The sequence below is a fragment of the Bacteroides congonensis genome, from assembly GCF_900130125.1.
Lineage (GTDB): Bacteria > Bacteroidota > Bacteroidia > Bacteroidales > Bacteroidaceae > Bacteroides > Bacteroides congonensis.
In genome coordinates, this window is sequence record NZ_FQXY01000009.1 from 48,184 (window position 1) to 70,211 (window position 22,028).

A 22,028-nucleotide genomic window follows, 5' to 3' on the forward strand; every position below is an offset into this window, starting at 1 on the left:
CTTAAACTACATAAGATTATGATTGAAAGTATTGACACTTCGCTGATAGATTGGTCGAGAGCCCAATTTGCGATGACAGCAATGTACCACTGGATTTTTGTTCCCCTCACACTCGGACTGGCAGTGGTGATGGGCATCATGGAGACGCTGTATTATAAAACAGGCAAAGAATTCTGGAAGAAAACCGCGATGTTCTGGATGAAGCTATTCGGTATCAACTTCGCTATCGGGGTGGCAACCGGCTTGATTCTTGAGTTTGAGTTTGGCACGAACTGGAGTAATTATTCCTGGTTTGTAGGAGATATTTTCGGTGCGCCATTGGCTATCGAGGGTATTTTGGCATTCTTTATGGAAGCCACGTTTATTGCCGTGATGTTCTTTGGTTGGGGGAAAGTAAGTAAGCGTTTCCATCTGGCTTCTACCTGGCTCACAGGATTGGGAGCAACGATTTCTGCCTGGTGGATTCTCGTTGCCAACGCATGGATGCAACATCCGGTGGGGATGGAATTCAATCCCGATACCGTTCGTAATGAGATGGTCGATTTCTGGGCAGTGGCAACTTCACCCGTTGCTGTCAATAAATTCTTTCATACCGTATTATCCGGTTGGGTGCTCGGCGCTATCTTTGTAGTCGGTATCAGTTGTTGGTACTTGCTGAAGAAACGCAATCGTGAGTTTGCGCTTGCCAGTATCAAGATTGGCGCTATCTTCGGATTAGTGGCATCCTTATTGTCTGCCTGGACTGGCGACGGCTCCGGTTATCAGATTGCACAGACACAACCGATGAAGTTGGCTGCCGTGGAAGGTTTGTATGAAGGGGGGACGAATGTCGGACTGGTAGGAATCGGCATGCTGAATCCTGAAAAGAAAACTTATAACGACGGAAAAGACCCGTTCCTTTTCCGCATTGAAATACCGAGCATGCTTTCTTTCCTTGCCGAACGTGATGTGGATGGTTACGTTCCGGGTATCGCGAATATCATCGAAGGCGGTTATCAGATGAAAGACGGTACAAAAGCCCTTTCGGCTGCCGAGAAAATAGAACGGGGAAAAACGGCTATCGGTGCCTTGGCTGCCTACCGTGCCGCCAAGAGCGCAGGAAATGAAGAAGATGCGCAAGTGGCTTACAAAGTATTACAGGAGAATATTCCTTATTTCGGTTACGGATATATTAAAGATGTGAACCAATTGGTTCCGAATGTTCCCCTGAACTTCTACGCGTTCCGTATAATGGTGATTCTGGGTGGATATTTTATCTTGTTCTTTATCGTTGTCCTTTTCTTTGTCTATAAGAAGGATTTGAGTAAAATGAAATGGATGCATTGGATTGCTTTATTGACTATTCCTTTGGGATACATTGCCGGACAAGCCGGATGGGTGGTTGCCGAATGCGGCCGTCAGCCGTGGGCTATCCGTGACATGCTGCCTACGTCGGCCGCTATCTCCAAACTGGATGTAAGCTCCGTGCAGATTACTTTCTTTATCTTCCTGCTCTTGTTTACGGTAATGTTGATTGCAGGTGCCGGAATCATGGTAAAGGCCATCAGGAAAGGCCCGGATACGGGAGATAATGCTAATACTAACCATTAATCGTAAAGACTATGTATATATTTCTACAACAATATTGGTGGCTTGTCGTTTCCTTGCTGGGAGCTATCCTTGTGTTTTTATTGTTTGTGCAGGGCGGTAATTCATTGTTGTTCTGTCTCGGTAAGACGGAAGAACATCGTAAAATGATGGTGAATTCTACCGGACGTAAGTGGGAGTTTACGTTTACTACGTTAGTTACTTTTGGTGGCGCTTTCTTTGCTTCCTTTCCGTTATTTTATAGTACCAGTTTCGGTGGCGCTTATTGGCTTTGGATGATAATTCTTTTCAGTTTTGTGTTGCAGGCTGTCAGCTATGAGTTTCAGAGTAAAGCGGGAAATCTGTTAGGTAAGAAGACGTATCAGACTTTCCTCGTGATAAATGGGGTAGTAGGCCCGTTGTTGCTTGGCGGAGCGGTAGCTACTTTCTTCACGGGTTCTGATTTCTATATCAATAAGGCAAATATGACGGATACCATTATGCCGGTTATCAGCCATTGGGGAAATGGATGGCACGGACTGGATGCGTTGACTAATATCTGGAATGTGATTTTAGGATTGGCTGTATTCTTCCTTGCCCGCGTCCTGGGTGCGCTTTATTTTATCAATAATATAGCGGATAGGGAACTGACAGATAAATGCCGTCGAGCTGTGCGGAACAATACAGTCTTATTTCTGGTATTCTTCTTGTCATTTGTCATCCGCACGTTAGTTTCCGACGGCTTTGCAGTGAATCCGGATACGCAGGAGATTTATATGCAGCCATTCAAGTATTTCACTAACTTTATCGAAATGCCGATAATTCTTATCTTATTCCTGATAGGAGTTGTTTTGGTTCTCTTCGGCATCGGAAAGACTTTACTCAAAAAGACGTTCGATAAAGGAATTTGGTTTACGGGAATCGGTACGGTGCTGACCGTATTGTCTTTACTGTTGGTGGCAGGATATAATAACACCGCTTATTATCCGTCTTATACAGACTTGCAAAGCTCATTGACGTTAGCCAATAGCTGTTCCAGTGAGTTTACTTTGAAGACAATGGCTTATGTTTCCATTCTCGTCCCGTTTGTGATAGCTTATATATTCTACGCTTGGCGTAGCATCGACCGTCACAAGATTACGGAGAAAGAGATGGACGAAGGCGGACATTCGTACTAAAGGAATCCCGGAGATGGAGAATCGGGAATAATAAAAATAATCTGGAATAATAAAATAGATGGAGGGGAAGTGCCCAAACTCTCCTTTTAACGAAATCATCCCCGCTACAACTATCTGTGGCGAGGATGATTTTTTATTTATAAGGGTTTTGACACACCCTCTTTTAATTTATGAGAGTTTTGAAACACCCTCTTCTTATTTATTGCTAGTCCTTACTTCTTATTTGTTTACTACATTTTCCGGCTTTCCGGCAGCATATGCTTGTAAGTTGCCGATTGCAATATTCATCAAGCGTTCACGAGCTTCCAATGTTGCCCATGCAATATGCGGAGTGATATAGCAATTCTTTGCTGTCAGCAGTGGATTGTCTGCACAAGGAGGTTCAGTAGAAAGAACATCCACCCCGGCTGCATAAATCTTACCGCTGTTCAATGCATCCGCCAGATCCTGTTCGTTGATTAGCGGGCCACGACCGGTATTGATTAAGATAGCAGTCGGCTTCATCATAGCAAGGCGACGGGCATTCACCATTTCGCGTGTCTCGGGAGTAAGCGGGCAATGCAAGCTGATAATATCACATTCACTGAACAGTTGGTCTAAATCCATCTTTTTGATTTCCGGTGGCAACTGGAAGTGTGACTTTGAAGTCAATGCATATACCTGCATTCCAAAACCGATGGCGACACGTGCAGTCGTATATCCGGTATTTCCCAGTCCGACCAGTCCGATTTTCTTTTCTCTGAGTTCCATCAGCGGAGTATCCCAAAAGCAGAAGTCCTTGCTGTTTGCCCAACGGCCTTTGTGTACTTCTTCAGAATGGTGTTGTACTTGTTGAGTGATATTCAGAATATGCGCAAATACCATCTGTGCAACAGAGGCGGTGCTGTATGAAGGAATATTAGTAACGATGATTCCCCGTTCTTTGGCGGCAGCAGTGTCGACTACATTGTATCCGGTAGCTAATACGCCGATATATTTCAGTTCGGGCAGTGCAGCCATGTGGTCTGCGTTGATGATTACTTTATTAGTCAGAAGCACTTCTGCTCCGGCTGCACGTTCTAATACTTCTTCAGGAGCGGTACGATCGTAAATCGTGCATTCTCCGAGAGCTTTTATACCTTCCCAGGACAAATCACCGGGATTGGCGGCAAAACCGTCTAAAACTACAATCTTCATTTCAATTTTTATATTAATAATATGTTGTACGTCTGTTATACGTCTTTCTTTAACAAGATATTGATTTTTCAGGCACGGATTACACGGATAACGTTGCTGCTTTTTGCAAAATCATTTTTTAAGAAACCGTGAAATCCGTGTAATCCGTGCCTGAAAAACATCATTTCTTGAACTTGTCTCCCCACAACTGTATCATCCGTTCGGCATGTTTCTGTTCCGCAGCATTATTTTGCGGTTGCCATATCCGTTTATCTTTCAATTCATCCGGCAGGAATTGTTGCTTTACAAAGTTACCCTCATAACTATGTGCATACTTATATTCCTGTCCGTATCCTAATTGTTTCATCAATTTTGTAGGCGCATTGCGCAGATGCAACGGAACAGGCAGATTTCCGGTAGAACGAACCAACTCCAACGCATCATTAATCGCACTATATGCCGAATTGCTTTTAGGGCTCGTTGCCAGATAAATCGTAGCTTCCGCTAAAGGAATACGTCCTTCCGGCCAACCGATTTTCATCAACGTGTCAAAACAGGCATTCGCAATAAGTAACGCATTCGGATTGGCTAGCCCGATATCTTCCGAAGCCGAAATGACAAGTCGGCGGGCAATGAAAGCAGGGTCTTCGCCACCTTCCACCATGCGGGCAAGCCAGTAAATAGCTCCGTCCGGATCACTTCCGCGAATCGACTTGATAAAAGCAGAGATAATATCATAATGCATTTCCCCGTCCTTATCGTATGCCAACGGATTCTGCTGCAACCGTTCAGTCACCATCTCATCGGTGATAACCACCGTTTCTTCGGTTTCCGACTGAACGACAAGTTCCAGTATATTAAGTAATTTGCGGGCATCCCCACCGGAGAAGCGCAACATGGCTGTTGTTTCTTTCAATTCGATTTTGCGTTCCTTCAGTACGGTATCCGTAGCGATGGCACGTTGCAGAAGTTCCAATAAATCTTCCTTCTCCAACGACTTGAGCACATAAAGCTGACAACGGGACAGGAGAGGGCGGATAACCTCGAACGACGGATTCTCCGTTGTCGCGCCAATCAGCGTGACAGTTCCGTTCTCTACCGCTCCCAACAAAGAATCCTGCTGTGACTTGCTGAACCGATGAATTTCATCAATAAACAGAATAGGGCTGGACTGTGAAAAGAAACGGTTACTCTTGGCACGGTCTATCACTTCGCGCACATCCTTCACACCGGAAGTTACGGCGCTCAATGTATAAAACGGAGTTTCCAGTTTATTGGCAATGATTTGTGCCAACGTTGTTTTACCCACTCCGGGAGGGCCCCAAAGGATAAAAGAAGAGATGCGTCCTGCATCAATCATCTTGCGCAAGACAGCACCCGGCCCGACTAAATGTTTCTGGCCAATATAATCGTCTAAAGTCTTCGGCCGTAGCCGCTCTGCTAAAGGTTGCATAATTCTTAAAATACCATTAATACCATGAAACGAATACCGTTCTTGTTGATACCCGGATTGTCACGGTAGGTGAAACGATGTACATACTCAACGTGCAACAACTTGAAAATGTTGTAGATGCCGACACTTGCTTCGACATACGGCACTTTCGGATCCATCACGAAACTGGTAAATTTACCGTCGCGTGTCGGGAAACGGAACAAATCGGGATTGCTGCTCTTGAACGGATTGTTCTTATCTGTCAACGTCCCCCACAATGCACGGACACGGAACATCTCTCTCCACTTCAAGTTTTTGATGAGCGGAATACGGTTGAATAGTTTCCCATTCATGTCATAAGACAAGGACACGGAAGCGAAACGGTCGTTCAGGAATTCCATGTTATTGATAAGGTTGAACGTCTCTCGCTGCGTGATGTACGATAAGTTGGCTTCCGGCAGAATCAACAGCGGGAAAGGAACTGTATTCCATTCCGCCCCTGCTTTCAGGCTGCAATCTATCTTACCCCAGGAAGCGGGAAGCCAGAAGCGTTTCCACACACTTGCTTCTGTGCGGTTGAAGTTGTATTCTCCGCCCAATACACCTTTGAATCCCATTGCATGAGTAAGCGTAAAGATAGGGGCATCCAGCGATACTGGCACACGGCGTTGCTTGGAGTTGACGAAAGATTCGCCCGGCGCATAACGCAGCGTCAGGCTCGCTTCGGTAGTCGTAACGTCATGTACACGGGTTTGCGCAGCGTCGTTACGCAGATATTCCAATTTTCCGGTAGGTTCGTCGTTACGGTGGCGGAGCATCGCTTTCACTCCAAATCCCGTAAGCGTTTCGAGTTCGTAGTTGACGGTCGCGTCACGCATATAAGACATTTGGTCTACCGTCGTCGTTTTCAGTGACAGGAAGATATTGTCCTTATCCGTAAACAGGAACTTATCCATCGGCGACATTACATCATAACTATACGTTGCCGAAATATAATGTTTCGGGAACTCCCAAACCACATAATCACGTTTATTGAACGAATAAGTCAGCGTACCGCTGTATTTCCATCGCTCGTCTTTCAGACCGTAGGCGCCGTAGCCACTCAAGAACCAGTGTTTGTCGAAATGAGCCGTAGTCATACCGCTCAACCGGAAACGGGTTCCGTCAATGTAGTTGCTTGAAATCATGGTGTTGATAGGGCCGATATCCACTTTGCTCGGATGTCCTTTGCTTCCTGTCTCCACAAAGTTCTCAATCAGGGCTTTCGCTCCGAAGATGATATATTTGAATCCCGGAATCTGTTCGAGACGGTTGACGAATACGTCCATTGTACTTTCTTTCTTCGTCAGCGGCACCTGTCGGACACTCGCCCAGTATTCATCACTTTTCGAAAGCATATCCGCTTCCTTTATCACGCTTCCTTTCAACCGGAAAAGCCGTTGCTCGATAGGGTCGAATTTATAATCGCTGTATTTTGTGATTCTCTCCACCTGCAATCCCCCTGCTGTTTTGTTGGAACTCCATGAAAGGTCTACGGTCATATTATCGTCGGACAATACCCAGTTGCCGTTCGGTAACTGTTCGTACTGCTGCACGATATCCATGCGGTTGACAAAGTTTACTCCGGTTTTCTTAGGCAGGTTCATCGTACATTTCTGGACGGCATATGTAGAATCGTTCAGTACATACAAATGTCCGGTGAATCCGAAGTCCTGCGAATTCTGTGGAACGAAAGTCAGATGTACGCATTCGCGCTTGTCCACCATCAATGTGTCCATCAGATAATATTTATAGAAAGAAATGGCATTGTTGCCGATAGGGCTTACGAAACGCTGTTGGAGCAGGCGGATATCATCGTCATAAATATTAATGTCGGCAAAGACGTCTTTCAGAACAGTGCCGAGCATATCTCCCGTTGAGAAGAATTCTTCGATACCGTTGGAATTCTTTCCTTTGATGATGGTTTTCTTATTTTCGGGATTTTTACGATAGATGGTTTGCGAAGCCGTCTCCTGTACGGAAATGGGGAGAATCAACTTGTTCGTAGTTTCTGATACTTCCACCTGGTCTCTGAGGAAGGAATATTTCTTGTAGATACCTTTTTCGAGTTTTTCCGGGGTGAGGTCGTTGATAGACATTTTCATCTTCTCGTACTTGTCGTACTGATAGTAGTCGTTCACTTCGAGGACTTGCGCCTTCTTGTGCTCGATAACCTTTTTCATGAATTCGACTGCCGGATTGTTCTTGCGGGAGTATTTTTCTTTTTGTGGTTTTACAACGACTTCATTCAGGATTACATTGTCCGGAGCTAACTGGACATTGACTGTTTGGTTGCCATAACTGACTTTCACAGTTTTGCTGACATAACCAATGGCGGAGAAAACAAGTGTTCCCCCATTTCTGCGTGCTTCAAGACTATATTCCCCGTCAATATTGGTGATAGTACCCATATCTCTTTTTTCCTGATAGTAAACAGAGATATACATTAACGGTTCATGTGTCACTGAATCAGTAACTACCCCCTTTATTTGCTGTGCAAACGCATTTGAAGCTGCCAATACAAGTAAGAGCAGTATAAGTATTTTGTTATATCGTTGTCTCATAACGTTCGTAGTAGGGCGCAAAGTTAACAAATAACTCTCATGATGAGAGAATATATAACTTTTTTTACCCATCGTTTTTGGTTGTTTACAAGCATATATCACCCGATGCTCAAATAAGTCAGCCTCGGACATATATATTTAACAACTAGTTTCAGATTTAGTTTCATCCGTTGAAACTATTTGTTCCATTACTTGAAACCGGAGTTTCATCGGCAAGAAACTAAAGTTTCAACGGTGAGAAACTAGAGTTTCAACAGTATGAAACTAAAGTTTCAAGGCATGAAACACTTAGTTTCAAGGCGTGTTGAAACTACTTGCCCTACGCTTGACAGAATAGGGCAAGTAAGGTTGTTGTTATTTGCTTGATAGAATCTGTACGATACGCTCTGCGGTGCGTCCGTCCCAACGTTCGGGGAGTTCGCCGCGCTTCCATTCGCCTTTCATCAGCGTATCCATTGCTTTGGCAAGTAGAGCCGGATCTTCTCCGACAAGTTCGTTGGTTCCCATGCGCCACGTTTCCGGGTGTTCGGCATACGTATTGAGGGTGATACAAGGAATGCCCAGGAAGGTTGCTTCTTCCGCCACGTTTCCGGAGTCGGTAATAATTCCTTTTGCCTTATTAATCAGATAACCGAAGAAAAGATAGTTCTGTGGCGGCATGATATGCAGATTCGGAGCTTCGATGCCCAGTTCTTTGATGGCATTGCGCACGTAGGTGTGCAGCGGTGCTACGATAGGCATGCCGGCAGACTTTTCAATGATTGTTTCCATTAGTCGTTTCAGATTCTCTCTGTCATTGAGCAATACGCGGCGGTTGAGGGTGAGCAGGAGATAATTGCCTTCCTGCAATCCCAGTACGGAGAACCATATCGGTTTGAGCAAGCGGTTGCGGTTGTAGCGGATGGCATCTATAAGGATATTGCCTACATAATATACGTTTTCACTTTCCGTTCCTGTCTGGTTCAGGTTGCGGTTGGCAACCATACCGGCTGTAAACAGGTAGTCGGATAGTCCGTCCGTAATCATGCGGTTCACTTCTTTTGGCATCTTCATGTCGAAAGAACGGGTTCCGGCTACGAGGTGTGCCACCTTGATTCCTTGCTTTTTGGCAACGATGGCGCAACTCATGGTTGCAGTCAGGTCGTCTACCACAAGAACAACGTGTGCCGGGTTTTCGGTCAGCTCCTGTTCGAAAGCTACCATGATTCCTGCTGTCAAAGTCGTTGGATTACTGCTTTCCACTCCCAGATAGACATCGGGAGCTTTCATGTCGAGATCCGAAAAGAGAGAAGCATCCAGACTCGTATCCTCTTTTCTGCCCGTATAGACCAGTCGGTAAGAGATACTTTTACCCAGCGCCCGTGCGGCTTCAATAGCGCGTGTAATGGGAGCTATCTTCATGAAATTGGGGCGTGCCCCGGCAACAATTGTTATTTTCATATTGTTTCTATCATATTCGGTTTAATTCGTGAAGCAAATGTACATTTTCTTACGGAATTTATTCGTTACTTTGCATACAAAATAACAAATATATGCCCACATTCGTTCAAATTCTTGATTTTATAGGCACATTTGCCTTTGCTATTAGTGGTATCCGGCTCGCTTCGGCAAAACGTTTCGACTGGTTCGGAGCCTATGTTGTAGGACTTGCTACGGCTATCGGTGGTGGTACTCTTCGTGATGTCCTGCTCGATGTTACTCCGGGATGGATGACAAATCCCATTTATCTGATTTGTACGGGACTGGCTTTGCTATGGGTTATCTGCTTCGGACGCTGGCTTATCCGGCTCAACAATACGTTCTTTATCTTCGACTCCATCGGACTGGCGTTGTTCACTGTGGTAGGTGTGGGTAAAAGCATTGCCTTGGGCTATCCTTTTTGGGTGGCAATCATTATGGGTAGCATCACGGGAGCGGCAGGTGGTGTGATTCGTGATGTCTTTATCAACGAAATTCCCCTGATATTCCGAAAAGAAATTTATGCGATGGCCTGTGTGGTAGGCGGCATTGCCTACTGGCTTTGCGATGTCGCAGGACTTGAGTCGTACGCATGCCAGCTAATCGGCGGGTCGGCCGTATTCCTGACCCGCATCCTGGCTGTAAAATATCACATCTGCCTGCCTATATTAAAAGGTGGGGAAGATATAAAAGAAGATGTAAAAGAGGAGTAGGGGCTTACTCGTCTTTCATTTCCAGTTCTCCCTGAAAACTGATGGATTGCCGGTTCTGCATATTCACATCAATGCTTGCCGAACCGTTGGAGTACACTTTTGCCCTGAATTCAAATCTGTCTTCGGGATTCCGGGCGATGAATTCGATGATGGCATTTCCTTTCTTATCCATTTCCATGCTGTATTCCTTGAGGGGTGCCCGGAAGTTCAGTCCGTCCCCGCCACCATAAGGGATACTGTAAGCCCGTCCGAAATAAGGCAGATAGGAAATGACCGAATCATTTCTAATCTCCAATGAGTAGGGAGATGTCAGAGGAATGGAACGTCCGCGCATCGGCAGGGCGGTCTGTACATCTATCTTATAGTTCTCGGATGCGATGATCTTTTTTACAGCTTCTTTCTTTTGTTCCTTTTTCTCCTTTTTACTTTGAGCCGAAAGGGTAGGGAAGCCTACTAGCAGGGCTAGCAGCAACATTAAGATTTGTTTCTTCGTTTTCATATCAGTTGCATTTAGGTTGATATTTACATGTATAACAATCAAATATACTAAAAAGTCAGGAACTCTTCTCTTTTCTTTAATGAAAATTAAACAGAAATCCTGACCTTTGCCGTAATGTATGCCTTACCTTATGTTCCGATATGTCTTGCCTATACCTTATATATAAGGAGAACTTAGACTTATATAAGGGAACTTAGAACTGTTCCAATATCTCAATCCGCTTTTCAATAGGGGGATGAGTGGCGAACAAACCACTTAGTTGGCTGTATAATCCTTTTGTTTTCTTTTTAGGATTTTGAATGAATAATTGGGCTACATCTTTCCGTTCAACAGCTTCTATCGCCGGGTCGACAGATATTTTACGCAAAGCACTGGCGAGCGCCAACGGATTCTTCGTCATTTCTGCCGAACCTGCATCTGCCATGTATTCGCGCTTGCGTGAAATGGCAAAACGCATCAGGCTAGAGAAAAGAAAACCGATGGCAGCTATCAGCAAAGCAACAAGCATAAAGAGGAAAATTCCTCCGCTACCTTTACTGTTGCTACGTACACGTATATGTGTTATTGCATAAAACGTGATTTCCGTCAGCATGGAGAAGATGCCTACAAATACGATGGAGATAATCAACAGGCGCACATCCCGGTTACGAATATGAGTCAGTTCATGTCCGATGACCGCTTCCAGTTCTTCATCATTTAGTTTCTTGATGATGCCTTCCGAAAGAGTGATTGTATATGTACGGTCATTGATGCCACTTGCAAATGCATTCAGCGAATTATCATAGATGATATTTATCTTTGGCATGCTCATCCCTTGAGTCATACAGAGGTTTTCCACCAGATTATAAACGCGTTTGTTCTCTTTGCGGTCTAGCGGTTTGGAACCTGTGGCGGAATTGATAATACTTGTATTAGCCCAATAGGCAATAAGAAACCAAATCAGCACTACTCCTAAAGTATATGGCAGGGAAGAAAGGAATAAATGATTGACCATAGGCATCATTTCAACTTCCATGCTTTTTCCGTATCCGAAAAGAATCAGCAGGTAGCAGGACAGATACAGGAGTGCTGTCACTAGACAAGGAAAAAGGATTAATAGGAACACGGAACGTAAGTTGTTCCGGCTCTGCTGTGTTTGGATTCCGACGTATTGCATCGCGTGTTTGATTTATGCAGTGAGTGAATGGTGGATTAGAAATTGATTTTGGGAGCCTGTTCCAAATTGGCGCGTTCGTTCTTACCCAAGTCGAACATGATTTCCCTTTGGAATCCGGTCATGCCTGCTATGATATTTGAAGGGAAGGTCTGCACGGCGTTATTGTACTCTTTGGTTGCCGAGTTGAAATAACGGCGGACAGCAGCCAGCTTATTCTCCACATCGGCTATTTCTTCCTGTAATTGCAGGAAATTCTGATTCGCTTTCAGGTCGGGATAGGCTTCTAATGTGATTTTCAGTCCTGCGAGAGCAGAGCTTAACTGATTTTCAGCCGCTATCTTATCGTCGATAGTCTTAGCGTTGACAGCGCCGTTACGTGCCTGAATCACACGGTCGAGTGTCTCTTTTTCGTGTGCGGCATATCCTTTCACGGTATCTACCAATTGGGGAATCAGGTCATGGCGTTGCTTCAACTGTACGTCGATGTCGGCAAATGCGTTTTCACGGTTGTTTCTTAGTCTCACTAGCGAATTGTACATGGATGCAAAAATGATGCCCAGCAATACAATAATTCCTACAACAATAAGTATAGTCATCGTCTTTTAATTTATTAGATTAATGTTAATCAAAAGTAATCTATTTGATTCTTTTAAGCAAATGAATGAGAGATTTTTCTTCAAATATCACCCGAAAACTATCAGAAAGCACCCGAAAACTATCATTTGATAGAAATAACCCCTAAAAAATGATTGAAATTCCCCTGTATAAGACGCAAAATACCTTTAAACTTGCAACCGACGAGAAAAACGAAATATTAACCATAAAACCCTTAAAGTATGAAAAGTTTAAGTTTCAGAAAAGATTTAATTGGAGTTCAGGAAGAGTTGCTGCGTTTCGCTTATAAACTGACGGCCAACCGTGAGGAAGCGAATGATTTGTTGCAGGAAACATCTTTAAAAGCCTTGGATAACGAGGAAAAATTTGCTCCGGACACAAATTTCAAGGGATGGATGTATACTATCATGCGTAACATCTTTATTAATAACTACCGGAAAATTGTACGCGATCAGACTTTTGTAGACCCCACCGATAATTATTATCACTTGAACCTGCCTCAAGATTCAGGATTCGAAAGCACGGAAGGTGCCTATGACTTGAAGGAAATGCACCGTATTGTCAACGCGTTGCCCAAAGAGTATAAAGTGCCTTTTTCCATGCACGTATCCGGTTTTAAATACCGCGAAATCGCAGAGAAGCTAGGTTTGCCATTAGGAACGGTGAAAAGCCGCATTTTCTTCACACGCCAACGTTTACAACAAGAATTGAAGGACTTCGTATAAATGAGGATAACGCATACAAACAAGCTTACTGATATAAAAGGAGCAAGAGAATTAGATTCCCGTTGCTCCTTCTTTTTTGTACTGGCTTATAGATTAGTTTTATAAATGGGAATTTTATTTAGACATAAGAACAAAAGAACATAAAGGCTGCGCTTGGATAATTATTTCTGCTAGTCATTAAGCTACTACTGTTTCATCTTTTGTTCTTATGTTCTTCTGTCTAAAAAGAAATTTATTAGTCTGTATGCAAATAAATTTGGAATTACTACCGACTATCCGCAAGGAAACCTTGCCGGGGCGCTACGCCCCTAAATTATCATTTAATTTTGATGCAACATTTATATGTGCAGGAATATAGGTGAATAGTCACGGCATCTGTCTACCGCTTCTTTTTCTTACTCTTGCTGCTTTTCTTTTCTGTAGTTTTCTCTTCCGGCGGGAACTTGGGAACCAGATTCATCAACCGTAATATCTGATTTTGTCGTTTTAGTATGTATGGCGAAGGTTTCGCCGAATTAAACCGTATTGGATTGGGAAGGGTGGCGGCTATGAGCGCGCATTGGCCTTTCGTTAATTTGGCAGCTGTTGTGCCGAACTTATTTTCCGCGGTAGCTTGTGCACCGTAGATGCCTTTTCCCATTTCAATAGAGTTGAGATAGACTTCCATGATTCGCTCTTTTGACCAGAATGTTTCGATCAGGAACGTGAAATAGACTTCAAGTCCTTTCCGTACCCACGAAGACTGCGGCCATAAGAATACATTCTTGGCTGTCTGTTGGCTGATGGTGCTTGCACCCCGTTGCCGTTTGCGTGTTTCATTCTCTTTCATCGCTTTCTTGATTTCTACGAAATCGAACCCGTTGTGCTCGGCAAAACGGTTGTCTTCGGAAGCAATGACTGCCATCGGCAGGCTGGGAGATATCTTATCAAAAGAAACCCACGTGTGTTTCCACGTGGGTTTATCTCCTGAAAAAATCTGCTGAACGCTTCGGATAACCATTAACGGTGTGATATAAACCGGCATGAACCGGTAAATAATGACCACCAGTAAGGTCGATGCAAAGAAGAATATCAGCAGGTTGCGCGTATAACGCAGTAATTTTTTAATGAGAAGCGGCTTGTGCATCTCTAATCATTTGCTCGCTAGCGTACATGTAAACTTCTACACGACGGTTCTGCTCACGACCGGCTGCTGTGTCATTGTTTGCAACAGGGTCGCTTTCGCCCATTCCTTGTACACTTTTAATCTGATTTGTAGAAACACCACAACTCAGCAGGTAACTGGATACACTCTGTGCACGTTCCTGTGACAGGTTCAGGTTTTTCTGACGGCTTTGTTCGGCAGTACTGTTCTTCCAACCCTGGTTGTCGGTATATCCATAAATAGATACATCCATGTCACGGTTTTGATTAAGCACATTGTTGGCAAATTTGCTCAAAGCAGACTTGGCGGCAGCACTCAAGGTTGCATTGCCTGTTGTGAAAAGAATACCTGAATCGAATGTAACTTTCACGGCTTGCAATCCGTTGTTGTCTGTTATCTGTTCTACTTGTGCGCCTTCAATCTGTTTTGCTTCTGCTGCTGCCTTATCCATCTTCTTACCGATAAGCGCGCCGGTTCCCGCACCTACCGCCGTACCAATGGCAGCGCCGATTGCAGCACCTTTACCTTTACCGATAACACCACCCAGGATTGCACCTAGCGCAGCGCCCGAACCACCACCGATAGCAGCACCTTTACCAGTGTTGTTCATACTTCCACAGCTACCAAATATCATGGCAATACTCATGAAGAGAACCATAAATTTCATCTTGTTCATAATGTAGATGTTTTTTAAATTGTTTATAAAATATAGTTTAATACGAATCATATCGTATTATGAATAACACCGCAAAGATACATATTATTTGGCATAGGGGTGCTTTTTAAGTTAAAATAACTCGGACGATTCTTTTCGTGTGTTAATAAAAAGAATTGGGAGCTATTCTTTAACCACAGTTGGGATGCCCAAACACTTTTTCTTGATGATGACAAACCAGCTTAAAAGAATCAGTCCCTTGGCAACCGTAGTGACGCAGACAGCCCACCAAATGCCTTCTACTCCCATGCCCATCCGTACAAACAGGATGGCAAGCGGGATACGCATATAGTTGCAGACGATACTGATAACAGCAGGCGGTATTGTACGTCCGATGCCATAGAATACTCCCTGCATGGTGATTTCGAGCATCATAAAGAGCTGCGAATATCCGTCGATACGCAGGAATACACCTCCGGCTTCGTAAGCCGCTTGTTCAGGGACAAAAATGGAAAAGACCTCATTTCCGAAGAAAACGAAAAGCAACGTGCAGAATGTTCCGAAAATTCCTGTCATCCATAAGGTTGTGTGCCAGGCTCTAAGTACCCGTTCGATTCGTCCGGCCGCATAGTTTTGGGCGATAAAGGCACTTAGTGCGGTGGAGAACCCTTGAGAAGTATTCCAGGTGATGGCTTCTATCTGTCCGCCGGTGGTGAAAGTCATCAGGCCGATGTGTCCGCCCTGTTCTGAAGCCGTGCGGCAAAGGAACATATTGACGAAAGCAAATAGAGTGTTCAAAGTAGCTACGGGGAGTCCCAGCTTTAAGATTCTCCGTGTGTATTTTTTCTTCAGACGGGTGAAGAAGGGGAATCCGCCGAGCAAAGCATCTCTGTGACGCAACTGATAGACGAAGATAAGGAATACACTCGCTTCTGCAATCCAGGTGGCATAAGCTGCGCCGTTTGTTCCCAGTCCGAATCCGAATATAAACAGAGGGTCGAGGATGATGTTCAGTATTAATCCCGTACCGCTTATAAAGAAGGGAACTTTACTGCGTCCTGCCGCATTATAAATACCTGTGAAGGCGGCGGAGAGGAATACGAACGGCAATCCGGTCGAAACAATCCTCAGGTATTGGACGGCATTGGCAGTAATATGTTCTTCAAGCTCATAGATACGTATGATAGGCTCTGCGAAAACGAAAAGCAATGCTCCCCAACATACGGAAATAACCAATGCAATTGTAATATTGTGGGACGCGAAGTTCCGTGCGTCTTCCTGGCTCTGTGCGCCGATGGACTGTCCGACGCTGACTTCGGATCCTACCTTATTTAATAGGGAAATGGAACCTGACATCCATGTCAGAATTCCGACAGAGCCGATGGCGGCTACGGCTTCACTTCCCAGTCGTCCCACCCAAGCCATATCCGTAAGACTATATGCCATCTGAATGAATGAGGTTGCCATGATAGGCATTGCCAGATTGAACAGTTGACGGTTGATAGGGCCTTGCGTGAGATTCTTTATTCCTTGCATATAATTTTTATAATCAAAATGGGGTGCAAAGATACACAAAATTACTATCTTCGCACGTCTAATTATTCATTAATCAAAGTACATAGATACTATGAAACAGAAGTTTTCTACTATTTTCTTCCTGCTGCTGCTTTTGTTGGCAGGTTCCCGGGTGGTAGCCCAAAATGCTCCGAAACCATTTGATATTGAACAACCTTCGCTTCGTGTATTCCTTCCTGCACCGGAACTGGCAACGGGACGTGCCGTTGTAGCTTGCCCGGGTGGCGGATATTCTCACTTGGCTGTTGACCACGAAGGTTATGACTGGGCACCGTATTTCAACAAACAAGGTATTGCACTGATTGTCCTAAAATACCGCTTGCCGAAAGGTGACCGCACGCTTCCTATTTCGGATGCCGAAGCTGCCATGAAGATAGTTCGTGACAGTGCGGATGTATGGAATCTGAATCCGAATGACATTGGTATCATGGGGTCTTCCGCCGGTGGTCACTTGGCATCGACCATTGCTACCCATGCTAAACCCGAACTTCGTCCGAATTTCCAGATTCTTTTTTATCCGGTGATTACGATGGATAAATCTTATACTCATATGGGTTCTCACAATAACCTTTTGGGTAAGGATGCGTCCGCCGAACTGGAAGCTGAATATTCCAATGAAAAGCAAGTGACGAAGGATACACCCCGTGCCTTTATCGTTTATAGTGACGACGACAAGGCTGTTCCACCCGCCAATGGAGTGAACTATTACCTCGCCCTGAACAAGCACAAAGTTCCTTCCGTTCTACATATCTATCCTTCCGGCGGACATGGCTGGGGAATCCGTGAAAGTTTCCTTTATAAGAATGAGATGTTGAACGAGCTGACTTCGTGGCTACGTAGTTTTAAAGTCCCTCATAAAGATGCTATCCGTGTTGCCTGCATCGGTAACAGTATTACCTACGGAGCCCGCATCAAGGATCGTAACCGCGACAGTTATCCTGCCGTATTGAGTCGTATGATGGGCGATGCTTATTGGGTAAAGAATTTCGGAGTAAGCGCCCGTACCTTGTTAAATAAGGGCGACCATCCTTATATGAACGAAAAAGCCTATCAGGATGCACTGGCTTTCAATCCCAATATCGTAGTCATTAAACTTGGCACAAATGACAGTAAATCATTTAACTGGAAGTATAAAGCAGACTTCACAAAAGACTTGCAAACAATGGTGGATGCTTTCAAAGCCCTGCCTGCCCAACCTGAAATTTATCTCTGCTATCCTTCCAAAGCTTATCAGACTGGTGACAATATCAACGATGATATTATTTCCAAAGAAATCATTCCGATGATAAGGAAGGTTGCCAAGAAAAACAACCTGCCAGTTATCGACCTTCATACGGCAATGGACGGAATTCCCCAATTTTTCCCGGACAAGATTCATCCGAACGAAGCGGGAGCTGAAATAATGGCAAAAGCCGTTTATCAGGCCTTGAAGAAGTAATAAGAAATACAGCAATTACAATATGCCCGGTTGGAATTCTCTCGTGAAGAGAGCTTTTCCAATCGGGCATTTTTTAGTTTAAGGACGAATAATCTTCTTATAATATGCTAAAAATGTGGCTTTTAGCAAACCTCAATTCCATAGAAACTCTACCTTTGTGCACTTAACTATGTTAAAATGAGTAGTGGATGTTATGAATAAACAGAAAGATTGTAAGTTTTTCTCGAAGTTGATGGCTCACGCTAACATGGGGTGGTGGAAGGCCAATTTAGCAACTGCGAATTATGAATGTTCTGAACATATATCAGAACTCTTAGGTTTGGACAAAACGGGGATTATCAGTTTCGAGGACTTCGATAAACGTATATTGGAAGGGGAGCAACACCTCACGGCAATTTATTCTTTAGGTGTTCTTCAAATACCGGAATCCGTATACTTGCTTGATACAAAGAAAGGTGCTGTTTGGGTACGGAGCAAAGTTTGCTTTAAAGAAACGGACGAAGAAGGAAATACAATAGTTTACGGCATAGTCGAAATACAGGACGCTCCCGATATGGCATCGGCATATCAGGCTTTGCAATATAGCGAACGGCTCTTGCGCAAATTTTTCAAGCATCTTCCCGTAGGTATCGAACTATACAATAAAGATGGATTCTTGATGGATCTGAACGATAAGGAACTCGAAATGTTTCATGTAGATAAGAAGGAAGACATCTTGGGTATCAATATATTCGATAACCCTATCTTTCCGGAAGAGATGAAGGAACGGCTGCGGAATAATGAAGATGCCGATTTTACTTTCCGCTATGATTTCTCTAAAGTAGGACAGTATTATCAGAATTCGAAGAAAGAAGGAACGATTGATTTAGTGACAAAGGTAACTACCCTGTATGATGATGCTCTCAATCCGGTAAGTTATCTGCTGATTAATGCAGACAAGACGGAAACCACTGTCGCTTATAATAAGATTCAGGAGTTTGAAGAGTTTTTCGAACTGGTCGGTGATTACGCTAAAGTGGGTTATGTTCATTATAATATTTTGAACAGGCAGGGCTATGCCCAAAAGAGTTGGTATAGGAATATGGGTGAAACGGACGGTACGCCATTGTCTGAAATCTTTGGTATCTATCGGCACTTGCATCCTGACGACCGTGAATCAATGATTCGTTTTTTGGAAAATGCGCGGAAAGATGCAACTGCCAAATTCAATCGTGAAATACGTGTCCTTAGGGCGGATGGCGCATATACGTGGACGCATGTCAACCTGCTAGTCAAGAAATACGCTCCGCAAGATAATATTATCGAGCTAATCGGTATCAACTATGATATTACCGAACTGAAGGAAACGGAAGAGAAACTTGTCAAGGCCCGCGATAAAGCCGAAGCGTCCGACCGTCTGAAATCTGCTTTTCTGGCTAATATGAGTCATGAGATTCGTACTCCTTTGAATGCTATTGTCGGCTTTTCGAGCCTATTGGCGAACACCGAAGATGTGGCGGAGAAAGAACTTTATAATTCGTTAATCAGCCACAACAACGAACTCCTACTCAATCTGGTAAACGATGTTCTCGATCTTGCCAAGATAGAATCCGGATATTTTGAGTTGCATCCGAATTGGTTTAACTTGACAGAGCTTCTTGAAGAGAGCGTTGCGGAATATGCCTGTCAAGTACCTTCCGGCGTCGAACTCCGGACTAACTATCCCGAGCAGGATTTTTTAGTGGATTTGGACAGGTTACGGATAAAACAAGTCTTGAATAACTTTCTCTCGAACGCTTTCAAGAATACATCCTTTGGGTACATAGAAGTGTTCTATGAAGTAGCTTCCCATTATGTACGTATCGGTGTCCGCGATACCGGCGGTGGTATTCCTCAGAATATGCAGGATAAAATATTTGAAAGATTTGAGAAAGTAGACTCTTTTGCCCAAGGCGCAGGGTTGGGTTTGTCTATCTGTAAATCTATTGTTGATAAAATGAACGGACGGATATTGATAGACTCCCAACTGGGGGCAGGTAGTACTTTTGTTGTTGAGTTGCCTTGCCAATCTGTTCTGGCATAAAATAAAAATCTCTTGATAATACTTAATTATCAAGAGATTAATCTTCTTTTTGTGATCCAGCTGGGGCTCGAACCCAGGACCCCAACATTAAAAGTGTTGTGCTCTACCTGCTGAGCTACTGAATCAATCCTTATGTGCTTTCTTTCGAATGCGGGTGCAAAGGTAGAACATTTTTTTATAACTCCAAAGGAATTCAAACATTTTTCTTATCTTTGTGCCATTATCAACAATATACATTATTAATATATGGCTGCTGACGATAAAAAAATTATCTTCTCAATGGTTGGAGTGAGCAAAGCATTCACTCCGAATAAGAATGTGCTGAAAGACATTTACCTGTCATTCTTTTATGGAGCGAAAATCGGAATTATCGGTTTGAATGGTTCCGGTAAGTCTACTTTATTGAAGATTATTGCAGGTTTGGAGAAATCCTATCAGGGGGAAGTGGTGTTCTCACCCGGATACTCTGTAGGTTATCTGGCACAGGAACCTCATCTGGACAACACAAAAACAGTAAAAGAAGTAGTAATGGAAGGTGTGCAACCTATTGTTGACGCACTGACAGAATACGAAGAAATCAATCAGAAATTCGGTTTGCCGGAATACTATGAGGATCAGGACAAAATGGATGCCCTCTTTACCCGTCAAGGCGAATTGCAGGATATTATTGACGCAACAGATGCATGGAATCTCGACAGTAAACTGGAACGTGCAATGGATGCCCTTCGTTGCCCGCCCGAAGACCAACCGGTCGTAAATCTTTCCGGTGGTGAACGTCGCCGCGTAGCCCTTTGTCGTCTGCTGTTGCAGAAACCCGACATCCTGTTACTTGATGAGCCTACTAACCACTTGGACGCAGAGTCTATCGACTGGTTGGAACAACATTTGCAACAATACGAAGGAACCGTTATCGCCGTCACCCACGACCGTTACTTCCTTGACCACGTTGCCGGATGGATTCTTGAACTCGACCGTGGCGAAGGTATCCCCTGGAAAGGTAACTACTCATCCTGGTTGGAACAGAAAACCAAACGTATGGAAATGGAAGAGAAAACAGTCAGCAAACGTCGCAAGACGTTGGAACGCGAGCTCGAATGGGTGCGCATGGCTCCAAAAGCCCGTCAGGCAAAGGGTAAAGCCCGTCTTAACTCTTACGACAAATTGCTGAATGAAGACGTAAAAGAGAAAGAAGAGAAACTCGAAATCTTTATCCCGAACGGCCCTCGTCTGGGCAATAAAGTAATTGAAGCCAAACATGTGGCCAAAGCCTACGGTGACAAACTGCTCTTTGACGACTTGAACTTCATGCTTCCCCCTAACGGCATCGTCGGCGTAATCGGCCCCAACGGTGCGGGAAAAACTACTTTATTCCGTTTGATTATGGGCTTGGATACAGTAGACAAAGGCGAATTTGAAGTAGGAGAGACTGTAAAAGTGGCTTATGTAGACCAGCAGCACCGTGACATCGACCCGAACAAAAGCGTTTATCAAGTTATTTCCGGCGGTAATGAGCTGATTCGTATGGGTGGACGCGATGTAAATGCCCGTGCCTACCTTTCCCGTTTCAACTTCTCCGGCGGCGATCAGGAAAAACTCTGCGGCGTCCTTTCCGGTGGTGAAAGAAACCGTCTGCATCTGGCGATGGCACTGAAAGAAGAAGGTAACGTACTGTTGCTCGACGAACCTACCAATGACATCGACGTAAATACATTGCGTGCACTGGAAGAAGGTCTGGAAGACTTCGCAGGTTGCGCGGTAGTCATTTCCCATGACCGTTGGTTCCTCGACCGTATCTGTACACACATTCTTGCTTTCGAAGGAGACTCCAACGTATTCTACTTTGAAGGCTCTTATTCTGAATACGAAGAAAATAAATTGAAGCGTTTGGGAAATGAAGAGCCGAAGCGTGTTCGTTATAGAAAGCTAATGACTGACTAGGATTTGATAATAAATTGTAGTCGTTGCGATAGAAAAACTACTAAAAGGAAAGCTTCACAAGAAATTGTGAAGCTTTTTTTGTATTAGTTAGTAGAATGTGTTTATCTTCCTTAAAA

The 22,028-nt window shown here is 44.1% G+C and carries 17 protein-coding genes and 1 tRNA gene; 7 read left to right on the forward strand and 11 right to left on the reverse strand.

Annotation, left to right across the window (positions count from 1 at the left end):
• Positions 1-18 precede the first annotated feature (18 nt).
• Together BQ7997_RS06900 and cydB are read left to right on the forward strand one after the other, a co-directional pair.
• On the forward strand, positions 19-1,590 hold the full coding sequence (locus BQ7997_RS06900; RefSeq protein ID WP_022140204.1) for a cytochrome ubiquinol oxidase subunit I: 1,572 nt from the start codon (positions 19-21) through the stop codon (positions 1,588-1,590).
• An 11-nt stretch (positions 1,591-1,601) separates the two neighbouring features.
• Positions 1,602-2,744, forward strand: a complete 1,143-nt coding sequence (gene cydB, locus BQ7997_RS06905) for a cytochrome d ubiquinol oxidase subunit II (protein ID WP_073344938.1) — start codon at positions 1,602-1,604, stop codon at positions 2,742-2,744.
• Positions 2,745-2,963: 219 nt separating this feature from the next.
• Here cydB and BQ7997_RS06910 read toward each other — a convergent pair whose 3' ends face one another.
• The 4 genes from BQ7997_RS06910 to wecB form a co-directional block, all read right to left on the reverse strand.
• Entirely contained in the window at positions 2,964-3,920 is a 957-nt protein-coding gene (locus tag BQ7997_RS06910; protein WP_073344940.1) for a D-2-hydroxyacid dehydrogenase, read from the reverse strand.
• A gap of 160 nt (positions 3,921-4,080) precedes the next feature.
• The gene (locus BQ7997_RS06915) at positions 4,081-5,352 is read right to left on the reverse strand and encodes a replication-associated recombination protein A (protein ID WP_022140207.1); all 1,272 of its coding nucleotides are present in this window, start codon (positions 5,350-5,352) and stop codon (positions 4,081-4,083) included.
• Positions 5,353-5,357: 5 nt separating this feature from the next.
• Positions 5,358-7,934 carry a DUF5686 and carboxypeptidase-like regulatory domain-containing protein gene (locus tag BQ7997_RS06920; RefSeq protein WP_073346408.1) on the reverse strand — a complete coding sequence of 859 codons (2,577 nt, stop codon included), beginning with the start codon at positions 7,932-7,934 and terminating at the stop codon, positions 5,358-5,360.
• Between the two features lie 354 nt (positions 7,935-8,288).
• Complete coding sequence (gene wecB, locus BQ7997_RS06925; protein ID WP_022140209.1) at positions 8,289-9,374, reverse strand: non-hydrolyzing UDP-N-acetylglucosamine 2-epimerase; 1,086 nt, start codon at positions 9,372-9,374, stop codon at positions 8,289-8,291.
• 92 nt (positions 9,375-9,466) lie between these two features.
• On the opposite strand from wecB, the gene BQ7997_RS06930 reads away from it, so the two are divergent.
• Positions 9,467-10,105 carry a trimeric intracellular cation channel family protein gene (locus tag BQ7997_RS06930; protein ID WP_073344941.1) on the forward strand — a complete coding sequence of 213 codons (639 nt, stop codon included), beginning with the start codon at positions 9,467-9,469 and terminating at the stop codon, positions 10,103-10,105.
• Positions 10,106-10,109: 4 nt separating this feature from the next.
• Here BQ7997_RS06930 and BQ7997_RS06935 read toward each other — a convergent pair whose 3' ends face one another.
• The 3 genes from BQ7997_RS06935 to BQ7997_RS06945 form a co-directional block, all read right to left on the reverse strand.
• Positions 10,110-10,604, reverse strand: a complete 495-nt coding sequence (locus BQ7997_RS06935) for a DUF4251 domain-containing protein (RefSeq protein ID WP_073346411.1) — start codon at positions 10,602-10,604, stop codon at positions 10,110-10,112.
• A 193-nt stretch (positions 10,605-10,797) separates the two neighbouring features.
• Complete coding sequence (locus BQ7997_RS06940; RefSeq protein ID WP_073344942.1) at positions 10,798-11,760, reverse strand: M48 family metallopeptidase; 963 nt, start codon at positions 11,758-11,760, stop codon at positions 10,798-10,800.
• Between the two features lie 35 nt (positions 11,761-11,795).
• Positions 11,796-12,356 (reverse strand): LemA family protein, encoded by a 561-nt coding sequence (locus tag BQ7997_RS06945; protein ID WP_022140213.1) that lies wholly within the window; start codon positions 12,354-12,356, stop codon positions 11,796-11,798.
• Between the two features lie 240 nt (positions 12,357-12,596).
• Here BQ7997_RS06945 and BQ7997_RS06950 point away from each other — a divergent pair, with 240 nt between their 5' ends.
• Positions 12,597-13,100, forward strand: a complete 504-nt coding sequence (locus BQ7997_RS06950) for an RNA polymerase sigma factor (RefSeq protein WP_022140214.1) — start codon at positions 12,597-12,599, stop codon at positions 13,098-13,100.
• 379 nt (positions 13,101-13,479) lie between these two features.
• Here BQ7997_RS06950 and mtgA read toward each other — a convergent pair whose 3' ends face one another.
• The 3 genes from mtgA to BQ7997_RS06965 all read right to left on the reverse strand — a co-directional run bounded on the left by mtgA (position 13,480) and on the right by BQ7997_RS06965 (position 16,435).
• Positions 13,480-14,226 (reverse strand): monofunctional biosynthetic peptidoglycan transglycosylase, encoded by a 747-nt coding sequence (gene mtgA / locus BQ7997_RS06955; protein ID WP_073344943.1) that lies wholly within the window; start codon positions 14,224-14,226, stop codon positions 13,480-13,482.
• Positions 14,204-14,920 (reverse strand): YiaD family glycine zipper/OmpA-like lipoprotein, encoded by a 717-nt coding sequence (locus BQ7997_RS06960; protein ID WP_044654338.1) that lies wholly within the window; start codon positions 14,918-14,920, stop codon positions 14,204-14,206. The genes mtgA and BQ7997_RS06960 overlap by 23 nt, the downstream gene beginning before the upstream one ends.
• 162 nt (positions 14,921-15,082) lie before the next feature.
• A complete protein-coding gene (locus BQ7997_RS06965) occupies positions 15,083-16,435 on the reverse strand; it encodes an MATE family efflux transporter (protein WP_073344945.1) in 1,353 nt (450 codons plus the stop codon).
• A gap of 91 nt (positions 16,436-16,526) precedes the next feature.
• On the opposite strand from BQ7997_RS06965, the gene BQ7997_RS06970 reads away from it, so the two are divergent.
• Entirely contained in the window at positions 16,527-17,912 is a 1,386-nt protein-coding gene (locus BQ7997_RS06970; RefSeq protein ID WP_073344946.1) for a GDSL-type esterase/lipase family protein, read from the forward strand.
• 193 nt (positions 17,913-18,105) lie between these two features.
• Positions 18,106-19,974, forward strand: a complete 1,869-nt coding sequence (locus tag BQ7997_RS06975) for a PAS domain-containing sensor histidine kinase (RefSeq protein WP_073344948.1) — start codon at positions 18,106-18,108, stop codon at positions 19,972-19,974.
• A gap of 52 nt (positions 19,975-20,026) precedes the next feature.
• Here the strand turns inward: BQ7997_RS06975 and BQ7997_RS06980 are convergent.
• Positions 20,027-20,099: transfer RNA gene (locus tag BQ7997_RS06980), tRNA-Lys, on the reverse strand.
• 121 nt (positions 20,100-20,220) lie between these two features.
• Between BQ7997_RS06980 and ettA the strand changes: the two genes are divergently transcribed.
• The gene (gene ettA, locus BQ7997_RS06985) at positions 20,221-21,912 is read left to right on the forward strand and encodes an energy-dependent translational throttle protein EttA (RefSeq protein WP_022140219.1); all 1,692 of its coding nucleotides are present in this window, start codon (positions 20,221-20,223) and stop codon (positions 21,910-21,912) included.
• Positions 21,913-22,028: the final 116 nt, after the last annotated feature.

Excerpts from the sequence above, each read along its gene's own strand:
- BQ7997_RS06900 (WP_022140204.1), top strand. The coding sequence starts at position 19 with ATGATTGAAAGTATTGACACTTCGCTGATAGATTGGTCGAGAGCCCAA.
- cydB (WP_073344938.1), top strand. The coding sequence starts at position 1,602 with ATGTATATATTTCTACAACAATATTGGTGGCTTGTCGTTTCCTTGCTG.
- BQ7997_RS06910 (WP_073344940.1), bottom strand. The coding sequence starts at position 3,920 with ATGAAGATTGTAGTTTTAGACGGTTTTGCCGCCAATCCCGGTGATTTG.
- BQ7997_RS06915 (WP_022140207.1), bottom strand. The coding sequence starts at position 5,352 with ATGCAACCTTTAGCAGAGCGGCTACGGCCGAAGACTTTAGACGATTAT.
- BQ7997_RS06920 (WP_073346408.1), bottom strand. The coding sequence starts at position 7,934 with ATGAGACAACGATATAACAAAATACTTATACTGCTCTTACTTGTATTG.
- wecB (WP_022140209.1), bottom strand. The coding sequence starts at position 9,374 with ATGAAAATAACAATTGTTGCCGGGGCACGCCCCAATTTCATGAAGATA.
- BQ7997_RS06930 (WP_073344941.1), top strand. The coding sequence starts at position 9,467 with ATGCCCACATTCGTTCAAATTCTTGATTTTATAGGCACATTTGCCTTT.
- BQ7997_RS06935 (WP_073346411.1), bottom strand. The coding sequence starts at position 10,604 with ATGAAAACGAAGAAACAAATCTTAATGTTGCTGCTAGCCCTGCTAGTA.
- BQ7997_RS06940 (WP_073344942.1), bottom strand. The coding sequence starts at position 11,760 with ATGCAATACGTCGGAATCCAAACACAGCAGAGCCGGAACAACTTACGT.
- BQ7997_RS06945 (WP_022140213.1), bottom strand. The coding sequence starts at position 12,356 with ATGACTATACTTATTGTTGTAGGAATTATTGTATTGCTGGGCATCATT.
- BQ7997_RS06950 (WP_022140214.1), top strand. The coding sequence starts at position 12,597 with ATGAAAAGTTTAAGTTTCAGAAAAGATTTAATTGGAGTTCAGGAAGAG.
- mtgA (WP_073344943.1), bottom strand. The coding sequence starts at position 14,226 with ATGCACAAGCCGCTTCTCATTAAAAAATTACTGCGTTATACGCGCAAC.
- BQ7997_RS06960 (WP_044654338.1), bottom strand. The coding sequence starts at position 14,920 with ATGAACAAGATGAAATTTATGGTTCTCTTCATGAGTATTGCCATGATA.
- BQ7997_RS06965 (WP_073344945.1), bottom strand. The coding sequence starts at position 16,435 with ATGCAAGGAATAAAGAATCTCACGCAAGGCCCTATCAACCGTCAACTG.
- BQ7997_RS06970 (WP_073344946.1), top strand. The coding sequence starts at position 16,527 with ATGAAACAGAAGTTTTCTACTATTTTCTTCCTGCTGCTGCTTTTGTTG.
- BQ7997_RS06975 (WP_073344948.1), top strand. The coding sequence starts at position 18,106 with ATGAATAAACAGAAAGATTGTAAGTTTTTCTCGAAGTTGATGGCTCAC.
- ettA (WP_022140219.1), top strand. The coding sequence starts at position 20,221 with ATGGCTGCTGACGATAAAAAAATTATCTTCTCAATGGTTGGAGTGAGC.